General features: G+C 30.7%; 14 protein-coding genes and 1 riboswitch. Of the genes, 8 read left to right on the top strand and 6 right to left on the bottom strand.

Features of this window, described 5'->3' with window-relative positions; all coding sequences use genetic code 11:
* Positions 1-263: 263 nt before the first annotated feature.
* Positions 264-1,136: a polyamine aminopropyltransferase gene (speE, locus tag LGK95_RS16795; protein ID WP_226125975.1), complete on the bottom strand. Its 873-nt coding sequence runs from the start codon at positions 1,134-1,136 to the stop codon at positions 264-266.
* Between the two features lie 593 nt (positions 1,137-1,729).
* Between speE and pyk the strand changes: the two genes are divergently transcribed.
* The 4 genes from pyk (at position 1,730) to LGK95_RS16775 (ending at position 7,805) form a co-directional block, all read left to right on the top strand.
* Positions 1,730-3,472, top strand: a complete 1,743-nt coding sequence (gene pyk, locus LGK95_RS16790; RefSeq protein ID WP_226125973.1) for a pyruvate kinase — start codon at positions 1,730-1,732, stop codon at positions 3,470-3,472.
* Positions 3,473-3,600: 128 nt separating this feature from the next.
* On the top strand, positions 3,601-4,071 hold the full coding sequence (gene rpiB / locus LGK95_RS16785) for a ribose 5-phosphate isomerase B (RefSeq protein ID WP_226125971.1): 471 nt from the start codon (positions 3,601-3,603) through the stop codon (positions 4,069-4,071).
* Positions 4,072-4,743: 672 nt separating this feature from the next.
* The gene (locus LGK95_RS16780) at positions 4,744-4,905 is read left to right on the top strand and encodes a hypothetical protein (RefSeq protein WP_226125970.1); all 162 of its coding nucleotides are present in this window, start codon (positions 4,744-4,746) and stop codon (positions 4,903-4,905) included.
* Positions 4,906-5,099: 194 nt separating this feature from the next.
* Positions 5,100-7,805, top strand: coding sequence for a peptidoglycan D,D-transpeptidase FtsI family protein (locus LGK95_RS16775; RefSeq protein WP_226125969.1), 2,706 nt, complete (start codon positions 5,100-5,102; stop codon positions 7,803-7,805).
* A gap of 130 nt (positions 7,806-7,935) precedes the next feature.
* Here the strand turns inward: LGK95_RS16775 and nrdG are convergent, their stop codons facing one another.
* From nrdG to LGK95_RS22490, 5 genes are all read right to left on the bottom strand, one after another.
* Positions 7,936-8,442, bottom strand: a complete 507-nt coding sequence (gene nrdG, locus LGK95_RS16770) for an anaerobic ribonucleoside-triphosphate reductase activating protein (RefSeq protein ID WP_226125967.1) — start codon at positions 8,440-8,442, stop codon at positions 7,936-7,938.
* Position 8,443: 1 nt separating this feature from the next.
* The gene (nrdD, locus tag LGK95_RS16765) at positions 8,444-10,594 is read right to left on the bottom strand and encodes an anaerobic ribonucleoside-triphosphate reductase (protein WP_226125966.1); all 2,151 of its coding nucleotides are present in this window, start codon (positions 10,592-10,594) and stop codon (positions 8,444-8,446) included.
* A 197-nt stretch (positions 10,595-10,791) separates the two neighbouring features.
* Positions 10,792-10,974, bottom strand: a riboswitch (cobalamin riboswitch).
* Positions 10,975-11,080: 106 nt separating this feature from the next.
* On the bottom strand, positions 11,081-11,227 hold the full coding sequence (locus tag LGK95_RS16760; protein WP_226125965.1) for a hypothetical protein: 147 nt from the start codon (positions 11,225-11,227) through the stop codon (positions 11,081-11,083).
* A 712-nt stretch (positions 11,228-11,939) separates the two neighbouring features.
* Positions 11,940-12,995: a LysM peptidoglycan-binding domain-containing protein gene (locus LGK95_RS16755; RefSeq protein ID WP_226125961.1), complete on the bottom strand. Its 1,056-nt coding sequence runs from the start codon at positions 12,993-12,995 to the stop codon at positions 11,940-11,942.
* 336 nt (positions 12,996-13,331) lie between these two features.
* Positions 13,332-13,460 (bottom strand): hypothetical protein, encoded by a 129-nt coding sequence (locus tag LGK95_RS22490; RefSeq protein WP_264174591.1) that lies wholly within the window; start codon positions 13,458-13,460, stop codon positions 13,332-13,334.
* 319 nt (positions 13,461-13,779) lie between these two features.
* Between LGK95_RS22490 and LGK95_RS16750 the strand changes: the two genes are divergently transcribed.
* The 4 genes from LGK95_RS16750 (at position 13,780) to LGK95_RS16735 (ending at position 17,884) form a co-directional block, all read left to right on the top strand.
* Positions 13,780-13,977, top strand: a complete 198-nt coding sequence (locus tag LGK95_RS16750) for a cold shock domain-containing protein (protein ID WP_071611355.1) — start codon at positions 13,780-13,782, stop codon at positions 13,975-13,977.
* A 237-nt stretch (positions 13,978-14,214) separates the two neighbouring features.
* Positions 14,215-14,352: a zinc ribbon-containing protein gene (locus tag LGK95_RS16745; protein WP_226125960.1), complete on the top strand. Its 138-nt coding sequence runs from the start codon at positions 14,215-14,217 to the stop codon at positions 14,350-14,352.
* Between the two features lie 211 nt (positions 14,353-14,563).
* On the top strand, positions 14,564-16,009 hold the full coding sequence (locus LGK95_RS16740) for a DEAD/DEAH box helicase (protein ID WP_226125958.1): 1,446 nt from the start codon (positions 14,564-14,566) through the stop codon (positions 16,007-16,009).
* A gap of 633 nt (positions 16,010-16,642) precedes the next feature.
* Complete coding sequence (locus LGK95_RS16735; RefSeq protein ID WP_226125951.1) at positions 16,643-17,884, top strand: cation:proton antiporter; 1,242 nt, start codon at positions 16,643-16,645, stop codon at positions 17,882-17,884.
* Positions 17,885-18,074: the final 190 nt, after the last annotated feature.

The raw sequence follows: 18,074 nt of genomic DNA, 5'->3' as shown, positions 1-18,074 counted from the left end.
TGAATATCTAATTTTATGTTTCAGAATGAACTTAAAGTTAAATGTATATATTAACCAAAAACAAGTAATTATTATCATTATTCCTTCTATAAATTTTATTACGATTAACCGAAATGGTGATCCAAATGTGAAGGGAAGTTCACAAAGTGAACTCCCCCTTTATCAGTTTTCTTTGATTTATTATAATAAACAAACAATACTATATAAGCACAAACACACATACTCAAAAGCCTTACCACGTAATCTATAACAAAAACTGAAATCTATTTTAAGTCATTTATGAAATTTGGAAGTTCAAAGCAACCCTTTGCAATCTTCTTTGTTAGATAACGAGTATCAATAGGCAATCTATTTACATCCATATCGCTAGGATCATAAACATCTGAAGCCATTGTGAAACTCCATAATCCACCTGGATAAGTCGGAACAACTGCTATATATGTTTTTACAATCTTAAAGTTATTCTTTAAAATCCTTCTTGTGTTCTCAATTATATTACGATGAATCATTGGAGACTCACTTTGGCATACCATTACTCCATCAGTTTTTAATGTTCTTTTTACATTCTTATAAAACTCTTCTCCAAACAAATCCTTTGCAGGGCCCTCGGGATCTGGTGAATCGACCATTACTACATCATATTTAATATCAGTTTTCTTTACATATTCAACTCCATCTCCAAATTTAAAATTGATCCTTTTATCAAATTCAGAACCTCCACTTATTTCCGGAAGAAATTTTATGCACTCCCTTGTCACTAACTCGTCAAGCTCTACCATATCAATTGTTTCAAGTTCATCATACTTTGATAGTTCTCGCACCGCTCCACAGTCTCCTCCACCGATTACCAAAACATTTTTTGGACATTTATGAGTAAGTACTGGAATATGCGTAATCATTTCATTATATATAAAACCATCTGCAGAAGTAGTTTGCATAACACCATCGAGCACAAGGCATGGACCAAATGCATCAGTATCAATTAAAGCTACCTCTTGATATGGAGATTTAGAATATGAAAAACATTTATTAACTTTATAACTAATTTTTAAATTCTTTTTTTCAACTTCAACTTCCTCAAACCATAGTACATTATCAATTTCTTTAAAATATTTAGGTAATTCATTCATTTTCATAATAATTCCTCCATTATAATAAGGATAGTGTAAACACTATCTTTGTTTTATTTATATAAATCCCTGTTTCCATTTTTCAACTCTTTATTTTGGATTATGTTAATCAATTTTATCATACTAACAAGTCTTACTATTCCATTGATTATAAAACTATATACCAAATCCATAATAATTATAATTCAATGGACTCTTCCTCTCCATATTATTGTATTAATTTCTGTATATTATAATAATACGATTATATTTTTTACCATCCCTCAAATGCCGGGATGTATTACCTTAACCTTCTACTAACTCCATGCTTAATTGTACCATAAGTAGATAACTATATAAGTACAAAAGTTACATTCATTATAAAACCCACTGAGTTTTTTTGCCAAGAGTAATTTTAGATCTAAGACTATTAAAATGAAAAAATGATATAATAATCTAGAGTAAATAAAAATGAAACTTTTAGAAATTAAGCCTTCTTAAACTACTTATCTTTGTTACATAGACATGAAAATACAGTATTTGATAATGACATACTATATTTAATATTGCTTAGATTGATGGCTATGTGTTTATACCCAAATGAGAGGAGATAATAAACAATGAGAATGACTAAAATAATATGTACCTTAGGACCTGCTGTAGATGATGATAATTTATTAGAACAATTAATACTAGGAGGTATGGATGTAGCAAGATTAAATTTTTCTCATGGCACTCACGCAGAACAAAAATTAAGAGTAGATAGAGTAAAGGAAATCAGAGAAAAATTAAACGTTCCAGTCCCATTATTGCTTGATACTAAAGGGCCTGAAATTAGATTAGGTAAATTTAAAAAAGGTGAAGTAACATTAAAAGAGAATAATGCATTTGTACTTGTAAATGAAAATATATTAGGAACTGACGAAAAATCAACTATTTCCCATAAGGAACTATATAAAGATGTTAAGGTTGGTACAACAATATTAATAAATGACGGACTTGTAGCAATAAAAGTACAAAAGGTGATTGGCAAGGACATCCATTGCATTATATTAAATGGTGGAACCGTAAGTAATAACAAGGGAGTAAATATTCCTGAAACAGATACCCATTTGCCTGCAATAACAAATCAGGATATTGAAGATATAAAGTTTGCCATAGAAAACGGATTTGATTTTATAGCTTGTTCATTTGTAAGAAAGGCTTCAAATGTAATTGAAGTAAGAGAGATATTAAATAAATATGGTGGACAGGATTTAAGGATTATTTCAAAGATTGAGAATAGAGAAGGCGTAAGTAATTTTGATGAAATATTAAAGGTTTCAGATGGCATCATGGTTGCCAGAGGAGATTTAGGTGTAGAAATACCTACAGAGGAGGTTCCAATTGTACAAAAGATGATAATCAAAAAATGCTATGAAAATGGTAAACCAGTAATAACCGCAACTCAAATGCTAGATTCGATGATTAAAAATCCAAGACCAACTAGAGCCGAATCTAGTGATGTAGCAAATGCTGTATATGATGGTACTAGTGCAATTATGCTTTCAGGAGAAAGTGCTATGGGTAAATATCCTATTGAAAGCGTAAAGACTATGGTTAGGATTGCTCAAATGGCAGACGAGTCTATCGATTATGGAAGTAAGCTAACTGCAATTCAATTTGACACTATGGAGAATATTACAAATGCTATAAGTTATGCAACTTGTACAATTGCTTTACAATTAAAGGCAGTCGCAATAATTTCTGCGACTCAATCTGGACAAACCGCTAGAATGATTTCTAGGTTTAGGGCATCCTGTCCCATAATAGCAACTACATCAAATCCAAGAGTTCAAAGACAGCTATCTATCTCCTGGGGTGTAATTCCATTACTAGTTGGAGCAGCAACAAACGTTGAAGAAATGTTTGAGATTGGAGTTAAAAAAGCTTTAGACATTAAATTAGTTAAACAAGGAGATATCATTGTAATAACAGCTGGAGGTCCAGTAGGCATAGCTGGAACAACCAATCTATTAAAAGTTCAAACAGTAGGTAATATTCTTGTAAAAGGCGTTGGACTCTCTAAAGGAAAAGTGTCCGGTGAAATTTGCGTTGCATCTTCCGCAGATCAAATAAATGAAAACTTTAAAAATGGAAATATTCTAGTCCTACCTCATATAGATAATGATATGAGGCCTCATTTGAAAAATGCTTCAGCAATAGTAGTTGAAGGAACTGTAATTGACAGCCATGTAAATACCTTTATATCCTCTTTAGATATTCCAGTTATTATAGGTGCTAAAGACGCAATGAATATATTAAAATCAGGCTCCGTTGTGACAGTAGACTCTAATAATGGGGTAATTTTAAACGATAATTAAAATCAAGCAAGCTACATACTTTGCAAAAGTTTAATTATGAGTGTTAATCACCCTTACTTTACTTTTGAAGTTTACAAGTGTTAATATTAATATAATAAAACTAAAAAACAATATGGAGGTTACATAAAATGAAAATTGCTATTGCAAGTGATCATGCTGGATTTTCTTTAAAAAAAGAGGTAAAGGTGTTTTTAGAAGCAGAAGGATATGAAGTTCAAGATTATGGAACCCATAGTGAAGAATCTTGTGATTTATCAGATTTTATTTATCCTGCAGCCTTAGCTGTTGCAGAAGGAAAAGCTGATAGAGGAATTTTTATTGACGGAGTTGGGTATGGAAGTGCTTTAATTGCTAATAAAATATATGGTTTATATGCCGCTGTTTGTCAGGATCCATTCTGTGCAAAATTAGCACGTTCACATTCTAATACAAATATTCTTTGTATAGGTGGAAAAATAATTGGTTCAGGGATAGCACTTGAAATTGTGAAGACATGGTTAACTACAGAGTATCTTGTTAATACTCCTAAATATAAATTACGAGTGGACAAGATAAACGAAATCTCTGAAAAGCATTTGAAAAAGCTTTCAGACATTTAACATATAAAATAGGGTTGTACCTTTTGATACAACCCTATTTTAGAATAAATGTGTAAACTGGTAGGTTTTATTTGCCCTTACACCTATTCCTATATGGCGTAATTATTACTTACTACTTTATAGTCTCTCCTATAATTTCTCCTATACTCTTCCAAAATCTTTATACTTCTGATAAAATCAGTATACTATTTACCAATTATATTGTCCGTAACATATGTTACTCACGATATTTCTTATAATGCTTGAGGCAATTATGTTATTACCTTATTATAATTAGTATTAAAAAATAAAGAATTGATTTGAATCAATTTTTCTAAATATTTATTAATAGTATGATATTATTGAGATAGATCATTAATCACACATTCAAATGCGCCGGCTAATGCTTATATATGATGCTGTTTAAAAATGCTTTGAAATATAAAAATACATATTCCACCATTGTAAGACTGTTAGATTTATGATAATTTAAGTAGTACACACTGTCAAAAATTAATCTGGCTTTTCTTGAAAGCCATTGGCCTATTATTTACTAATAAATCTGTGGTGAACTAATAATAGATTTATATTACTATGAACAAAGAAAATATAACTCTAATTAATTAATGAATGGATTACTAATTTAAGATAATGGTTAATAATGCAAGAAACTATCAGGGGGAATTATATAATATGAGTAATAATAAAGAAATACTTACACAAGAAGCTCTAGAAAAGATGGAACAAGATGAGAAGTGTGCAAAGAATGAAGCGCTAAAAAAAGTGATACAAGAGACTCACGATAAAGAATATAAAGAAAGAATTGCTGAGAAATCTGCAAATAAATCTAAATAAATTGTGCTCAAATGCGATACAATGCATAAGAAGCATATAACTTACATTAAGTCTCCCTATTCCTTTAAACATTATGTTTAAAGGAATAGTGGAGACTTAATGATTTTCTCTGTTTTATTTAGGAGTGTTACCTGGATATCAAAAGGGTTTTATTATATATAAAATAAAAAGCGAAAGTTTAAAGTGGTGATACAATGGACAAAAAAAATAAACTTAATAGGTATACTGGCCTAGTAGTAATTATGATAACTGTATTTTCAATAATAGGTGTAAAGTTATATTATTTGCAAGTCATAAATGGACAACATTACAAGGATAAAGCAAACGCTAATGCTCATAAAGATATAACAGTAGAGGCACCAAGAGGCCTTATAACAGATAAAAATGGGATAGAACTTGCAACTGAAGTACCAGGCTATAATCTTACATACACCGCTAAGGCTGGTACACCGATATTTCCTACACTACAAAAAGTATTTAGCATTTTGGATGGAAATGGAGAAGTTCAAACAGATAGTTTTCCTTTAAAGATTGAACCATACAGATTTGAATTTAGTTCAAGTGATCCTAAGGAAATACAAATCATGCAGTTAAGATTTTTAAAAGATAGAGGATTCCAAGATAATATATTGAAAGGGAAATTTAAAAATAAAGAAGAAACAGATTTAACCTCATATGAAACTACGACGCTTAATAATGAACTTTTAAAATTAACGCCAGAGCATGTATACAAAGAACTTCTTAATGAATATGGTGTAATAAAAGGAGTATCAAGTTTACACATTAAACAAACACCGAATGTATTAAGAAGATATTTAGTTGTAGAAGACGCTGTTAAAATGAATGGTTTTTCTAAAGATAAACCAACTAATATAGCAACTAATATAAAGAAAAATACATCACTTATTTTCGAGCAAAGTCTCTCAGTATTGCCCGGAATAAAAGTAGCAAACGAGCCTATGAGGCAATATCCCTATGGAAAGCTTGGTTCATCGATTTTGGGATATATAAGCAAAATAAACTCTTCTGATCAGGCAAAATATTCAGCAAAAGGTTATGACACAAGTGCAGATTATGTTGGAAGTTCTGGGATTGAAGCTGCAATGGAAAGTTCTCTCAAAGGAGATAACGGAGGAGAAGATGTGCAGGGTGATAATCAAAGTAGGGTGAAGAATGAATCATCTAGCACGAAGACAACACCCGGAAAAAATATACAGCTTACAACAGATGCAAATTTACAGTACAGCACGGAAAAGGCTTTGAATAGTGAGATGAAGACATTACAAAATAAAGGAACTGTTAATGGCTTAAATGTATCAAACGCTACAAGAGGGGCAGCCGTAGCCATAGATGTCGACACTGGTGGCATACTAGCACTTGCTAGCATGCCAGGTTACAATCCTAATGATTTTTCTACGGCGCAAGGTCTAACGGAAACTCAATCAAAAAAATATTTTAATCCAGATTATGAGAAGATGGCAAAAGCTCAGGGAAAACCACAAAGTTTAATTAACTATATGTTCCCAATAGACACAAGTATAAAGGGAAATACCACAATTAGAAAGGATAAGTTTGATTACTATCCAAAGAACTTATATAATTATGCAACTATGTCACTTATTCCTTCAGGTTCCACTTTTAAACCAATGACCGCTATTGCAGGTCTTGAAACTGGAGTTATAAATGGTAATTACACATACCTTGATCAAGGCAAGTTTGATATAGGCGGAGGAATTATAGATCATTTCATAACAGATGGTCCTCTTGGTGTCGTAAACGTAGTAAGTGCATTAGAAAAATCCAGTAACCCATTTTTTATGAAAGTGGGTGGTTTATTAAGATCAAAATATGGAGATGACATTTTAGCTAAATATGCACGACAGTTTGGACTTGGTGCCGATCCTAATTCAATAAATCCTGGTACAGGTATAGAGATAAATGAAAATTTTGGGCAAGTATATAATACAGTATCCCAGAAAAATTTATCTGCATCTCAATATCTTTTAAGTGTTGAGGAAGATTTAATTAATGGAGCTAGCGGTACTGGATCTAAAACTTCCATATTTCCAAAGATAGATTTATACGATAAAGATGGAGATAATGATATTGTTTATGATGGAAAAAAACTTTCAGAGATAAAAACCGAAATTAAAGATAATATTAAAGACTCTGTAAAAAAAGGAACTTTTTCAAAGTCTAATTACAAAAAATTATTTAAGCAATTGATTGCGGCTGATCCTAAGTATAAAGCAGTAATTTTCACTGAGGCTAATATACAAGCAATTATAGCCGATGTAAACTTCCAAGCAGTACAGACAGGACATAGTTATTTAAGTTATCCATACAATATGCATATTGCGTCAATTGGTCAGGGTATGGACAATTTCACACCTCTTCAAATGGCAAATTATATAGCAACTATTGCGAATGGTGGGACAAGATACAAACTTCATATGGTTGATAACATAAAAGATTCTAATGGAAAATTAGTATCTAAAACAAAACCTAAGGTTTTAGACAAGGCCGATATGAGTGCAAAAACCAGAGATTTAGTTATGCAAGGCATGAATAACGTTACAGGTGCAGGTGGTAATACAGATGGTACCGCGTCTAAAGCACTTGGTGATTTTCCTATACCTACAGGTGGTAAAACAGGTACTGCACAATTTAATACAGCTGATATACAGAATAAAGTGGGCAGAGGAGATTATGGGTGGTATGTAGGTTACGCACCAGCTAACAATCCTGAAATTGCAATATCTGTAGTTATATTTGATGGAGGTTATGGTAGTGATGCTGCAAATGTCGCTAAAGGTATGTACGAGAGTTATTTTAAAAATGATCCTCGGATGGCTAAATATAAGAATAAATATGACATTAAATTAAAGCGTATAAATTAAACTTTATTTCTAATGACCCATGGCTATTATAATAAATATCCATGGAATAATTAATCCTATTACAAAATTCAAGACCATACTATCACCTCTTGTGATAGTATGGTCTTGAAACAATAAAAATATTAACAATTTAAATATAAAAAATAACTTTATTTTGTTTGAGGCTTTCCTTAGCTGCTATTATTCTTTGATTTTTTGAACCACTTAAATACTGAGTAATGTCTTTAAGCTCTTCTATATATTCACCATCTCTTAACATATCTATATATTGTAGAAACTCTAATCTAACAGGGTCTTTAATAAGTTCTTCAAAAGTATACCCACTCCAACAAAATATAGTTTTTTCAGGAAACATTCTACTAATCGTTTTTACTAAATCTAGCAAAGTCCCATCCCCTAAATTATCCATTGGTTCTCCTCCTAGTATAGATAATCCTTTTATGTATGGCTTTTTTAGGCTTTCTATAATAGAATCTTTAGTTTCTTTGGTAAAAGTCTTACCATAATCAAAGCTCCTCGCTAAAGGACTCCAGCATCCTATGCAAGGAGGATGCTTCGCACATCCACTAACAAACAATGATATTCTAAAGCCTATTCCATTTACAGTATCATCAAAGAATATATTTGCATAATTCATCTTAATTACAGCCTTTATTATTCTTTCTATTCTTAATTTCCTTCATTTTTCCATTAACCACTGGTCTTTCAAATATGCTCCCTAGGTATCCGCAAAGCTTTCTAATTATACTTAATAACATTTTATCGTCATTTTTACATATAGGACATTCAAACTCTATATCACTATTCTGTTTTGTAAACATTTCTCCTGTATATCCACACTTTAAACATTTATCACTTATTGAAGATATACCTAAAAAATGAGTTTTGTCATATGAGTATCTTATAATATCTTCTAGTGCTACTAAATTTTTAGTCATATCTCCTAGTTCTACAAATGATATTGCTCCACCAGACGATAATGAGGATGATTCTGATTCCAAATCTAATTTATCAAAAGGTGATATCAATTCGTTTGAAGGATAATGAAATGAGTTTTCATAATACCCGTTGTCATTTACACCATCTATAACTCCAAAATCTTTTACATCTTCAGCGCAAAATTTAGTTGCTAAGGTTTCTGCTGGAGATCCATATAAACTAAATCCTATTTTTGTTTCTTCCTTTTTATCATCGCAATAATCTCTGAGGTATTTCATGATTTTAGTTGCTCTTTTAGCTGTTTCTTCTGTTTTATCATTAAGCCCTTTGCCATATAAAGCAGTTAAACAATTATGTAATCCAACATACCCAATCGACGCCGAAGCATATCCATTATTAAGTAATGGCTCTATAGTATCTTCTGCATTTAATTTTGCAATTGCTCCACTCATATATAATATAGGCGCCTGCTTCGCTTTAACATTCTTTAATATATCATATCTTATCATAAGTAAATCCTTACAATCATCTAAAGCTTCATATAGAGATTTAAAAAATAAATCTTCATTTCCTTTTGCCTCAATTGCAAGTCTAACTAAGTTTATTGATATTACTCCAAAATTAAATCTTCCAGCAGTTTTATAATTACCTTCCTCGTCTAAATAGCTTCCGAGGAATGATCTACACCCCATACATTCCTTATAATCACCAGTAACTTCAATAGCCTTATCGGTATTAATATAATCTGGATATTGACGATGTGCACTACATACCACAGCCAATTTAAATAGGCCGTAATATTTATCCCCGGGATTAAGATTATTTCCTTTTGTATTCTGATATACAAGTTTAGGAAATACAGGAGTAACGCCTCCAGTTAGTCCTTTAATTCTTTGATTTAGTATAGCCTCAGTTACCATCTTTTGAATTTTTTGATTTTCATCACTAGCATTTAAATCTACATTATTTATTCCGAGTGTTAAAAATGGGGTCTCAGCTCTACTTGTCATTAATGTCTGAACCTCATATTCAAGTGATTGCATACTATCTTCTATTTCTTTAGCTAACCTATCCCAAGCATATTCCTCTATTTTAATCTTATCTTCAATCCATATCCTACCTACTGCTCTATGTTTGTTTAAACTTTTAACTGCATAAGGAGTGAGACCTGTTATTAAAGATGGAAATGTAGTTCCCCCATATGTATTACTAGATATATGGCTTGCTACTTGTGATAATACATTAACTGCAGTCTCTATGGAATTTGGTGTTCTTATAAGAGTTGTACCTAGGTCAAATCCATTTTCAAACATATTAATCCAATCAACAAGGCAGCAATTGAAAAGAGGTAGTCCAAAATAAGTCTCATCATGTATATATATACTTTTTTTATGTTTCTTTAAATATTTTTTAGGTATTTTATGTCTTTGGCTATAGTTGCTACCGACAACATTTGAAATTAAAGCCCTTATAGTTTGAATTTTACTACCATCAAGATTGCCGTTTGAATTGGTCTGCTCTGACACTGCATTAATTATATTATCTATTTCTTTATCTAACTCGCCTTTTTTATCTCTTTCAAAAGTTCTCTCATTTCTATATTCTATATAAGCTAGTGCTACTGTATTGTCTAATAATTTTATTTCATCAACAATAATATCCTGTATTCTTTCTATTGGAAACAATGTTTCTCCCGTTTGTTCAAGGGTGCCAATTACTTTGTTTAAGACAAGATTATTGAATTCTTTATCTTCTCTTCCATATACTTCTATATAAGCTTTCCCAGCTGCTGTTGCTATTCTCTCTGGTTTAAATTTTTTTATTCTCGAATCCCTTTTAATTACTTGCATATAATACCTCCGTATATCTCTTTTTAATAAAACATAACTAATTAATATGTTTTTAATTTAATTCCCAACTATTCTATGTAAAACAAAAAAGCCTTCTAACTAAAGCGTTAAAAGGAAACGATTTAAAAATCTGTTTAATCATATAAAATCCGTAAACAGATTTACATTATAAAGCCCTCCCTATCACTCGTAGAGTTTGCGGTGCAAAAACACAGGCAGGTCTTCTGACTCAAGAATCATTATTTAAGTACGCCTTCCCCGTTTCCAAGTGGCATAATGTACTTAAATTCATCTATTACAGCTACGAGATAGTTCAGGATTTCAACCTGATTCCCTTTTAATTAATTAATTTTAATTAAACCTATATTTTATTTTTCAATTTTTATTCTTCTTTCATACATGTACATACTGTACAATTATAAGTTGATTAATACAAAAAATCAAGCTCTTTTGTTGTGAAACATAATAATTATACTTATCGTCCTCCTATACTTCTTTATCTACATTCATCCATAAACAATTAGAATGAACCAGATTTACATTGGCCTTTCTTAATTTTTCTTTTAATTCTTTCTGTATTAGTTTTCTAATAGTTTTTCCCCGTTTATATCCATCTACTAGTAACAGGTACATAGCTTTACCTCCCCCCGTTTGTATAATTATGGTATTAATTTTTTTTATTCTTTATTCCGTTCACTAAACAATTCCATATATTCACTTGTAAAATTCAAATAATCAATATATACTTTAAACTGTCAGTGATACTAATAATCATTATCCAACAGTAGCTTGCTTATTAAGCTAATAGATGAAATGAAATAACATATATGACGTATTTAATTAGTATAATGTTTAATGTCATAGTTAAAAAAGGTGTTTAGTTGAATGTAGTTGAAGATTACATGATGATTATATACTTTTAAGAATATAATAACATAGAACTGGAGAGGATAATGTGAATAATTGCGATTGTATATGCAATAAAAAAAGTATTAGAATTATTAAACATAAAATAGTAAAATCATATGTAATTAATCAGTTGATTACACTTAGATATGCTACTTGTATTTAACTTTTTATAATCATGTAATATATAGTAATTACTGTTCCACTAAACTATTAAAAAAGCACCTGCAAAGTTTCTACAAGTGCCATTCAATTTAATTCCTTATTATGTACTGCTATATTATTTTTTAGTAGCAGTGACTGTTGCTCTTTCCTTCTCTATCTAATTTAGCAATATCTGATATATCGTTTGATATACCTATATGTATGAATTATGCTTTTGTTGCACCTCTCTTACAAAATACTAAACAATCAGAAAAAACATTAGATATATTCTATACTATTTTTTTAATAAGTGTACAAATGTTAGTTCTCCAATTATTATGGAAACTGGTTGTGGTGAAGTCAATTTTTGCGGAGTACTGCCATTATAAAAAAACAATGCATTATTTGTTGGGTCATTACCCTTAAGCGCTTCCAATGCAGCCTTCATAGCAATTGCACTTGCAGGTCTATTAATGCTACCACTTTTTACTGGGCTAAATTGATAACTCCCATTTGTTTGTTCTTTAATAACAGCTGTAAGTGAATTTGGAAAATAGCTGCTCTTAACTCTATTTACAACTACTGCTCCTACAGCAACCTGAGCATTATAAGATTCCCCTCCTGCTTCTGCAGTTATTAATCTTGAAAGCAAGTTCAATTCACTTTCTGTATATCTTATTATTGCAGGTTTGGCATGCACTGAAGTTGACTTTTTTGTAGCAGTAGAACTGGTTGCCGTAATTTTAAGAACTTGTCCTGGAAAAATAGAATCATTCCATTTATTATTAGCTTTCCTTAAATTATTTAATGACAGTCCACACTTTTTCGCTATTAAAGATAAGCTATCTCCACTTTTCACCGTATAAGTTTTAAGTGAATTGCTCGTCGTTTGAGTAGTTGGTTTAACTGTATAACTAGCTGCTACTGAGAGTTTGAGAACTTGTCCAGAAAAAATGGAATCGTTCCATTTGTTATTAGCTTTTCTTAAATTATTTAATGATAGTCCACACTTTTTTGCTATTGAAGATAAGCAATCCCCACTTTTCACCGTATAAGTTTTAAGTGAGTTCGCCTTAGTTTGTGAAGTCGGTTTCACGGTAGAACTAGTTGCTACTGAAAGTTTGAGAACTTGTCCAGGAAAAATGGAATCATTCCATTTATTATTAGCTTTCCTCAAATGAGCTAATGATTGTCCACACTTTTTCGCTATTCTAGATAAGCAATCCCCACTTTTCACAGTATAAGTTTTAGCTGTTGCTGCTGCAAATACATTTTGTGATGTAATTGTTGAGACACCAATTGTTAATACTGATGCTAAAAAAATAGATTTAAGACTTTTAAATTTGGTCATTATTCATCCTCCTTATACCTCTCAGGCTAGTTTACGGGTTGGGTATTTGCACGCTGATTTGACATAAAGCTTTCCCCAAAAATTAAATCCCCTGTACTTACCATGGAATATTATTCTATTATATCATAATAATACAACAATATAAAATTGTGTAATTTTTTAACAAGTATATGTAAAATTCAATAAAATTTCAGAAATTTATTTTCCTATATTATTGCAGCAAGTTATAATCACCTCATAAACAATTTTTTTCTACTTTACTTAAAGTATATATTATCCCAGTTTTCATATCTGGAAATTCATAATAATACAAATCATAATTCAAATATAACTCATCTATACCTGACTCCATTGAAAAGCCATATGTTCCTTCTGTTCCTGCATAGAGATTTGAAAACTATACATCTGGTAATCTTCCATTTTCTCTACGGAATCAAAATATCCATCCATGGATTGGTATATCATTTCATTTTATTTGATTGTATTTATATTAGCCATGTCTCCACCTCTTTTTGTATTGACCGGCCAGTTGATTATATATCATATCGGATTAACAAATACCTAAGTAGGGCATTAAAAATAATATTTAAAGCATTATAATCGATATAACTTGCTTTTTATAATATATTGTGATAATATAGGAATTGACTTAAATGAATAGTAAATAATGAAGCGCAGATATATTTCAATGAATACATTTAAAATATAGTATTTTGATATCAAAATTTTATTGGGTAGTTATTACAAGTAGTTTAAGAAATAAAATTTCGGAGGTTTACATTATATGAATGGTACAGTTAAATGGTTTAATGGTGAAAAAGGATTTGGTTTTATTACAGGAGAAGACGGAGTAGATGTTTTCGCACATTTCTCTCAAATTAATTCAGATGGTTACAAATCACTTGATGAAGGTCAAAAGGTTTCTTTTGACATAGTTAAAGGACCTAAAGGCCCTCAAGCAGAAAATATTACTGTTCTTTAATAGTAGTATTTTACCATTAAATAGTTTAACTATTTAATGGTTTTTTTATTTTTTTGTATAAGCCTCACCCTTGTGTTATAACACAAGGGTGGAGCTTTTTTTTACTTATATCTAATAATAATCCTAACAAAAACATCCTTTGGCGCAACTATATAAATACATTAAATTTAGTTAAAGTATTCTAGCAGGATTTCACAAAATAATATTGAATACTTATATGTAAAGGATGTGATAACAATGTATACTTCAGGACAAAAACCAGGAAAAGGCGATTACAAATGTTCTACTTGTGGGGAAATAGTTCATTTAGAATTAGATTCTAATACTTTGCCTATATGCCCTAAATGTCGAAGAACCACTTATGAAAAACTTTAGTCTATACATAGTTCTTAATTTTTAACTCTAATAACCGAATGTATTAGCAACAGAAGCTAAAAAAAATTTTGTTGCAAAGTTGTTACATAGTAGAACTTAATTAATAGTCGCTAATAAAACACTGAACATAATTGTTCAGTGTTTTATTTATGTTGACATTCATGTGTATGATATAATAAAAAGGTTAGTATATGTATTGGGAGATGATCAAATGATAAAAGAAAACTTTAGCGATTATCAGTTAAGCAGTGAGTTATTAAAAGCAATTAGTTTGTTGAATTTCAAAGGCTTCACGAAAGTCCAGAAGCAGGTTATACCAGCAGTACTTGCGCAAAAGGATGTAGTGGTAAAGTCCCAAACCGGAAGCGGCAAGACAGCCGCCTATGCCATCCCTATTTGCCAGTTAGTAGATTGGGAAGAAAATAAACCTCAAGCATTAGTTCTTACACCAACAAGAGAACTTGCTATTCAAGTTAAAGAAGATATTTTTAACATAGGTAGATTTAAAAGACTTAAAGTAGCTGCAATTTATGGGAAGTCTCCTTTTTACGATCAAAGAAAAGAACTTCAACAGAAGACGCATGTAGTGGTTGGTACCCCTGGTCGCATTATAGATCATTTAGACAAAGGAACACTCGATACATCAAATATAAAGTATCTTGTAATAGATGAAGCTGATGAAATGCTAAATATGGGATTTGTAGATCAGATAGAAATAATAATAAATAGTTTAACCAGTGAACGCGTGACTATGTTATTGTCAGCAACAATGCCCAGAGACATAGATACTTTGTGTCACAATTACATGAAAGATCCTGTATACATTGAAATAGAGGAACAAAATAAATCGTCAGATAATATTATTCAAGAAAGATATAACGTAAATGAACAGGATAAAATAGAACTTTTAAGCGATTTAACAACTATAGAAAACCCTGATAGCTGTATAATCTTCTGCAATACAAAACTAAAGGTGGATTCAGTTTATAATGAGCTGGCAGACCTCGAGTATACTTGCAGGAAAATACATGGCGGAATGGAACAAAGTGATAGATTAAGGGTAATGAATGATTTTAAAAAAGGTTATTTCAGATATCTTATAGCTACGGATGTTGCAGCTAGAGGGATAGACATAGATAACATTACGCTTGTAATTAACTATGACATACCTTGCGACAAGGAAAGCTATGTTCATAGGATAGGAAGAACTGGACGCATAGGCAAAATGGGTAGAGCAATCACTTTTGTAACTCAACGCGAAAGCAGATTTTTAAATGATATACAACAGTATATTGGCAAAGAGATTCCTTTAAAGGAAAACCCAGAAAAAGAAACCGTAGATAATGCTAAACAAGAATTTGAATATAAAATGGATACAAAACCTGAAATTAAAGAAGCAAAAGGCGCAGAGCTCAGCAAAGAGATTCTAAAATTACATATTAATGCAGGTAAGAAAACAAAGATGAGGGCAGCAGATATCGTAGGCACACTTTGCAGTATTGAAGGCATGACGAAGGACGATATAGGTATCATTAATATTGTTGATGTATCTACCTTTGTAGAAATATTAAATAATAAAGGTGAGTTGGTATTTAATGAATTACAAGAAAAACCTATTAAAGGCAGACTTCGTACGGTAAGTAAAGTAGTGTATTAAATAATTGATTATCAAACACTACTATGTTTAATACACAATAATGCATATACCCCAATAATTTTTATTTCTTCATAATATCTACATATTCTTAGGCTATATTATAATTATAGATAGGTAGTTTAAAGAGGTGTTTTAATGTTCGGATTAGCATTAGCCCAATGCATTCATGTATGTGGTATGCATGGACAACAATTAGCAAAATGTATAAAAATGATGTTAAATATGTAGAAAAAAGTTATTCTAATCTCCATCAAAAATACTAGTGATTACTCATTATCACTAGTATTTTTTTCTGTAGTAATCGCAAACTCTAAAAGAGTAATGTCCTCACAATGATATTATACAATAAACAGTTTGTAAGATTAGCAAAATTCGTATTGATGAATTGTTACACTTAATATTACACTTAATATTACATTTATAAACTTTAAGTTGTAGATTTACAGTTAATACAAATATATATATATTTATGTATATAGCGAAGATACATGTTGTAATTTACAAATTTTCAAGTTTTAAAATCCAGAACTTTATGACAATGATAATGCCTATCAATAATTATTGAAATATCATTATATATTGTGATAAACTATAGTTATGAATACACTAAATACAAATCAAGGAGGTTTAACTATGAGTGGAAATGCAGCAAATGTAACAGAAAACTTAATGACACTATTAGCAATTTTAATATTTACAGGTGTTGTTTGCGTGAAAATAAGCAAAAGTATTCCTATTCCCGATGTCGTATTATTTATTGTCGCTGGAATAATTTTAGGACCATCGTTTCTTAATATCTTAGACTTTGATCACTTTACTACTGGAAATCATTTAATACTTACATTTGGAGCAGCATATATTTTATATGATGGAGGAAGGGAAGTACAGTTACATGTTTTAAATAAGGTAAAAACATCGGTATTCACTCTAGCCACAGTAGGTGTTTTGGTGTCCTCTTTCATAACTGGCTTTTTTGCATATAAAATACTAAATATAGATTTTATGTCTGCACTATTATTAGGATCAGTTATTGCATCAACAGATCCTTCTGTACTTGTCCCATTGTTTAAAAAAATAAATATAAGCAACAAAGTAAAACAAACAATAATTTCAGAATCAGCTTTTAATGATGCTGCAGGTGCTATTATAACCTTCTCAATAATAGGAATAATTCAAGGAGGAAATTTTAGTCTTGGTAATAGCGTAATCCAACTTATAATCACAGCTGGTGGTGGTATCATAGTTGGATTATTAGTAGGATATGCAATCTCTGTATTACTTTCAGATAAGAAATACAATTTTTTGCATGGACATTCTGCTGAAGTTGTAATTGCCTCCATTTTAGGATCATATGTTATAGCACAACGTTTAGGATTCAGTGGATTTATGGCGACGTTTATGGTAGGGATGGTTTGTGGAAATAAGCAAATTTTAAATCTTAAAATGGATAAAGAAAATTTAAATTTACATGTTAACTTTAAAGATACTTTTATTTCTTTACTTAGAATCATGATATTTATTACTTTAGGTACACAAATTGACTTTGTGTTATTAGGACAGTATTGGATACATGCTTCATTTGTTATTCTATTATTTATATTTGTCGCTAGACCAGTTTCCGTATTTATTTCAGTAATCCTTGATAAAAAGGCTGAATGGAAACTAAATGAGGTATTGTACCTTATGTGGACTAGAGAAACTGGTGTTATACCAGCAGCATTATCCGGAATGATTATTAGTTTGAAAATTAATAACGCACCAATAATTTCAGCTGTTACATTTATGGCAATCATTATTACTTTAACTTTTCAAGCTAGCACAGCCAAATATGTTGCAAAACTTCTAAAACTTGAACTTGATGTAAAAGTCGAATAAACCCAATTTTTCTATAGGTTATGACAGAGAAATCTCTATTGCTAAATAGTTTAAAATTGATAAAAGGGAGTTCATAAAGTGAACTGCCCCCTGTCAAGTAGACAGTGGAAATAATTAAAGATTTCAAGTAAGGCGTCTATCATTTGGTAGGCGCTTTGTTTATGCTGCATTACCTAATAGATATCGCTGA

The sequence above is a fragment of the Clostridium algoriphilum genome (genome assembly GCF_020443705.1).
GTDB lineage: Bacteria > Bacillota > Clostridia > Clostridiales > Clostridiaceae > Clostridium_AD > Clostridium_AD algoriphilum.
Note: the sequence above shows the minus strand (reverse complement) of the source record. Positions and strands in the feature narration are given on the sequence as shown.

Coding starts and splice junctions, on each gene's coding strand:
- speE (WP_226125975.1), bottom strand. CDS start 1,136: ATGAAAATGAATGAATTACCTAAATATTTTAAAGAAATTGATAATGTA.
- pyk (WP_226125973.1), top strand. CDS start 1,730: ATGAGAATGACTAAAATAATATGTACCTTAGGACCTGCTGTAGATGAT.
- rpiB (WP_226125971.1), top strand. CDS start 3,601: ATGAAAATTGCTATTGCAAGTGATCATGCTGGATTTTCTTTAAAAAAA.
- LGK95_RS16780 (WP_226125970.1), top strand. CDS start 4,744: ATGAGTAATAATAAAGAAATACTTACACAAGAAGCTCTAGAAAAGATG.
- LGK95_RS16775 (WP_226125969.1), top strand. CDS start 5,100: ATGGACAAAAAAAATAAACTTAATAGGTATACTGGCCTAGTAGTAATT.
- nrdG (WP_226125967.1), bottom strand. CDS start 8,442: ATGAATTATGCAAATATATTCTTTGATGATACTGTAAATGGAATAGGC.
- nrdD (WP_226125966.1), bottom strand. CDS start 10,594: ATGCAAGTAATTAAAAGGGATTCGAGAATAAAAAAATTTAAACCAGAG.
- LGK95_RS16760 (WP_226125965.1), bottom strand. CDS start 11,227: ATGTACCTGTTACTAGTAGATGGATATAAACGGGGAAAAACTATTAGA.
- LGK95_RS16755 (WP_226125961.1), bottom strand. CDS start 12,995: ATGACCAAATTTAAAAGTCTTAAATCTATTTTTTTAGCATCAGTATTA.
- LGK95_RS22490 (WP_264174591.1), bottom strand. CDS start 13,460: ATGATATACCAATCCATGGATGGATATTTTGATTCCGTAGAGAAAATG.
- LGK95_RS16750 (WP_071611355.1), top strand. CDS start 13,780: ATGAATGGTACAGTTAAATGGTTTAATGGTGAAAAAGGATTTGGTTTT.
- LGK95_RS16745 (WP_226125960.1), top strand. CDS start 14,215: ATGTATACTTCAGGACAAAAACCAGGAAAAGGCGATTACAAATGTTCT.
- LGK95_RS16740 (WP_226125958.1), top strand. CDS start 14,564: ATGATAAAAGAAAACTTTAGCGATTATCAGTTAAGCAGTGAGTTATTA.
- LGK95_RS16735 (WP_226125951.1), top strand. CDS start 16,643: ATGAGTGGAAATGCAGCAAATGTAACAGAAAACTTAATGACACTATTA.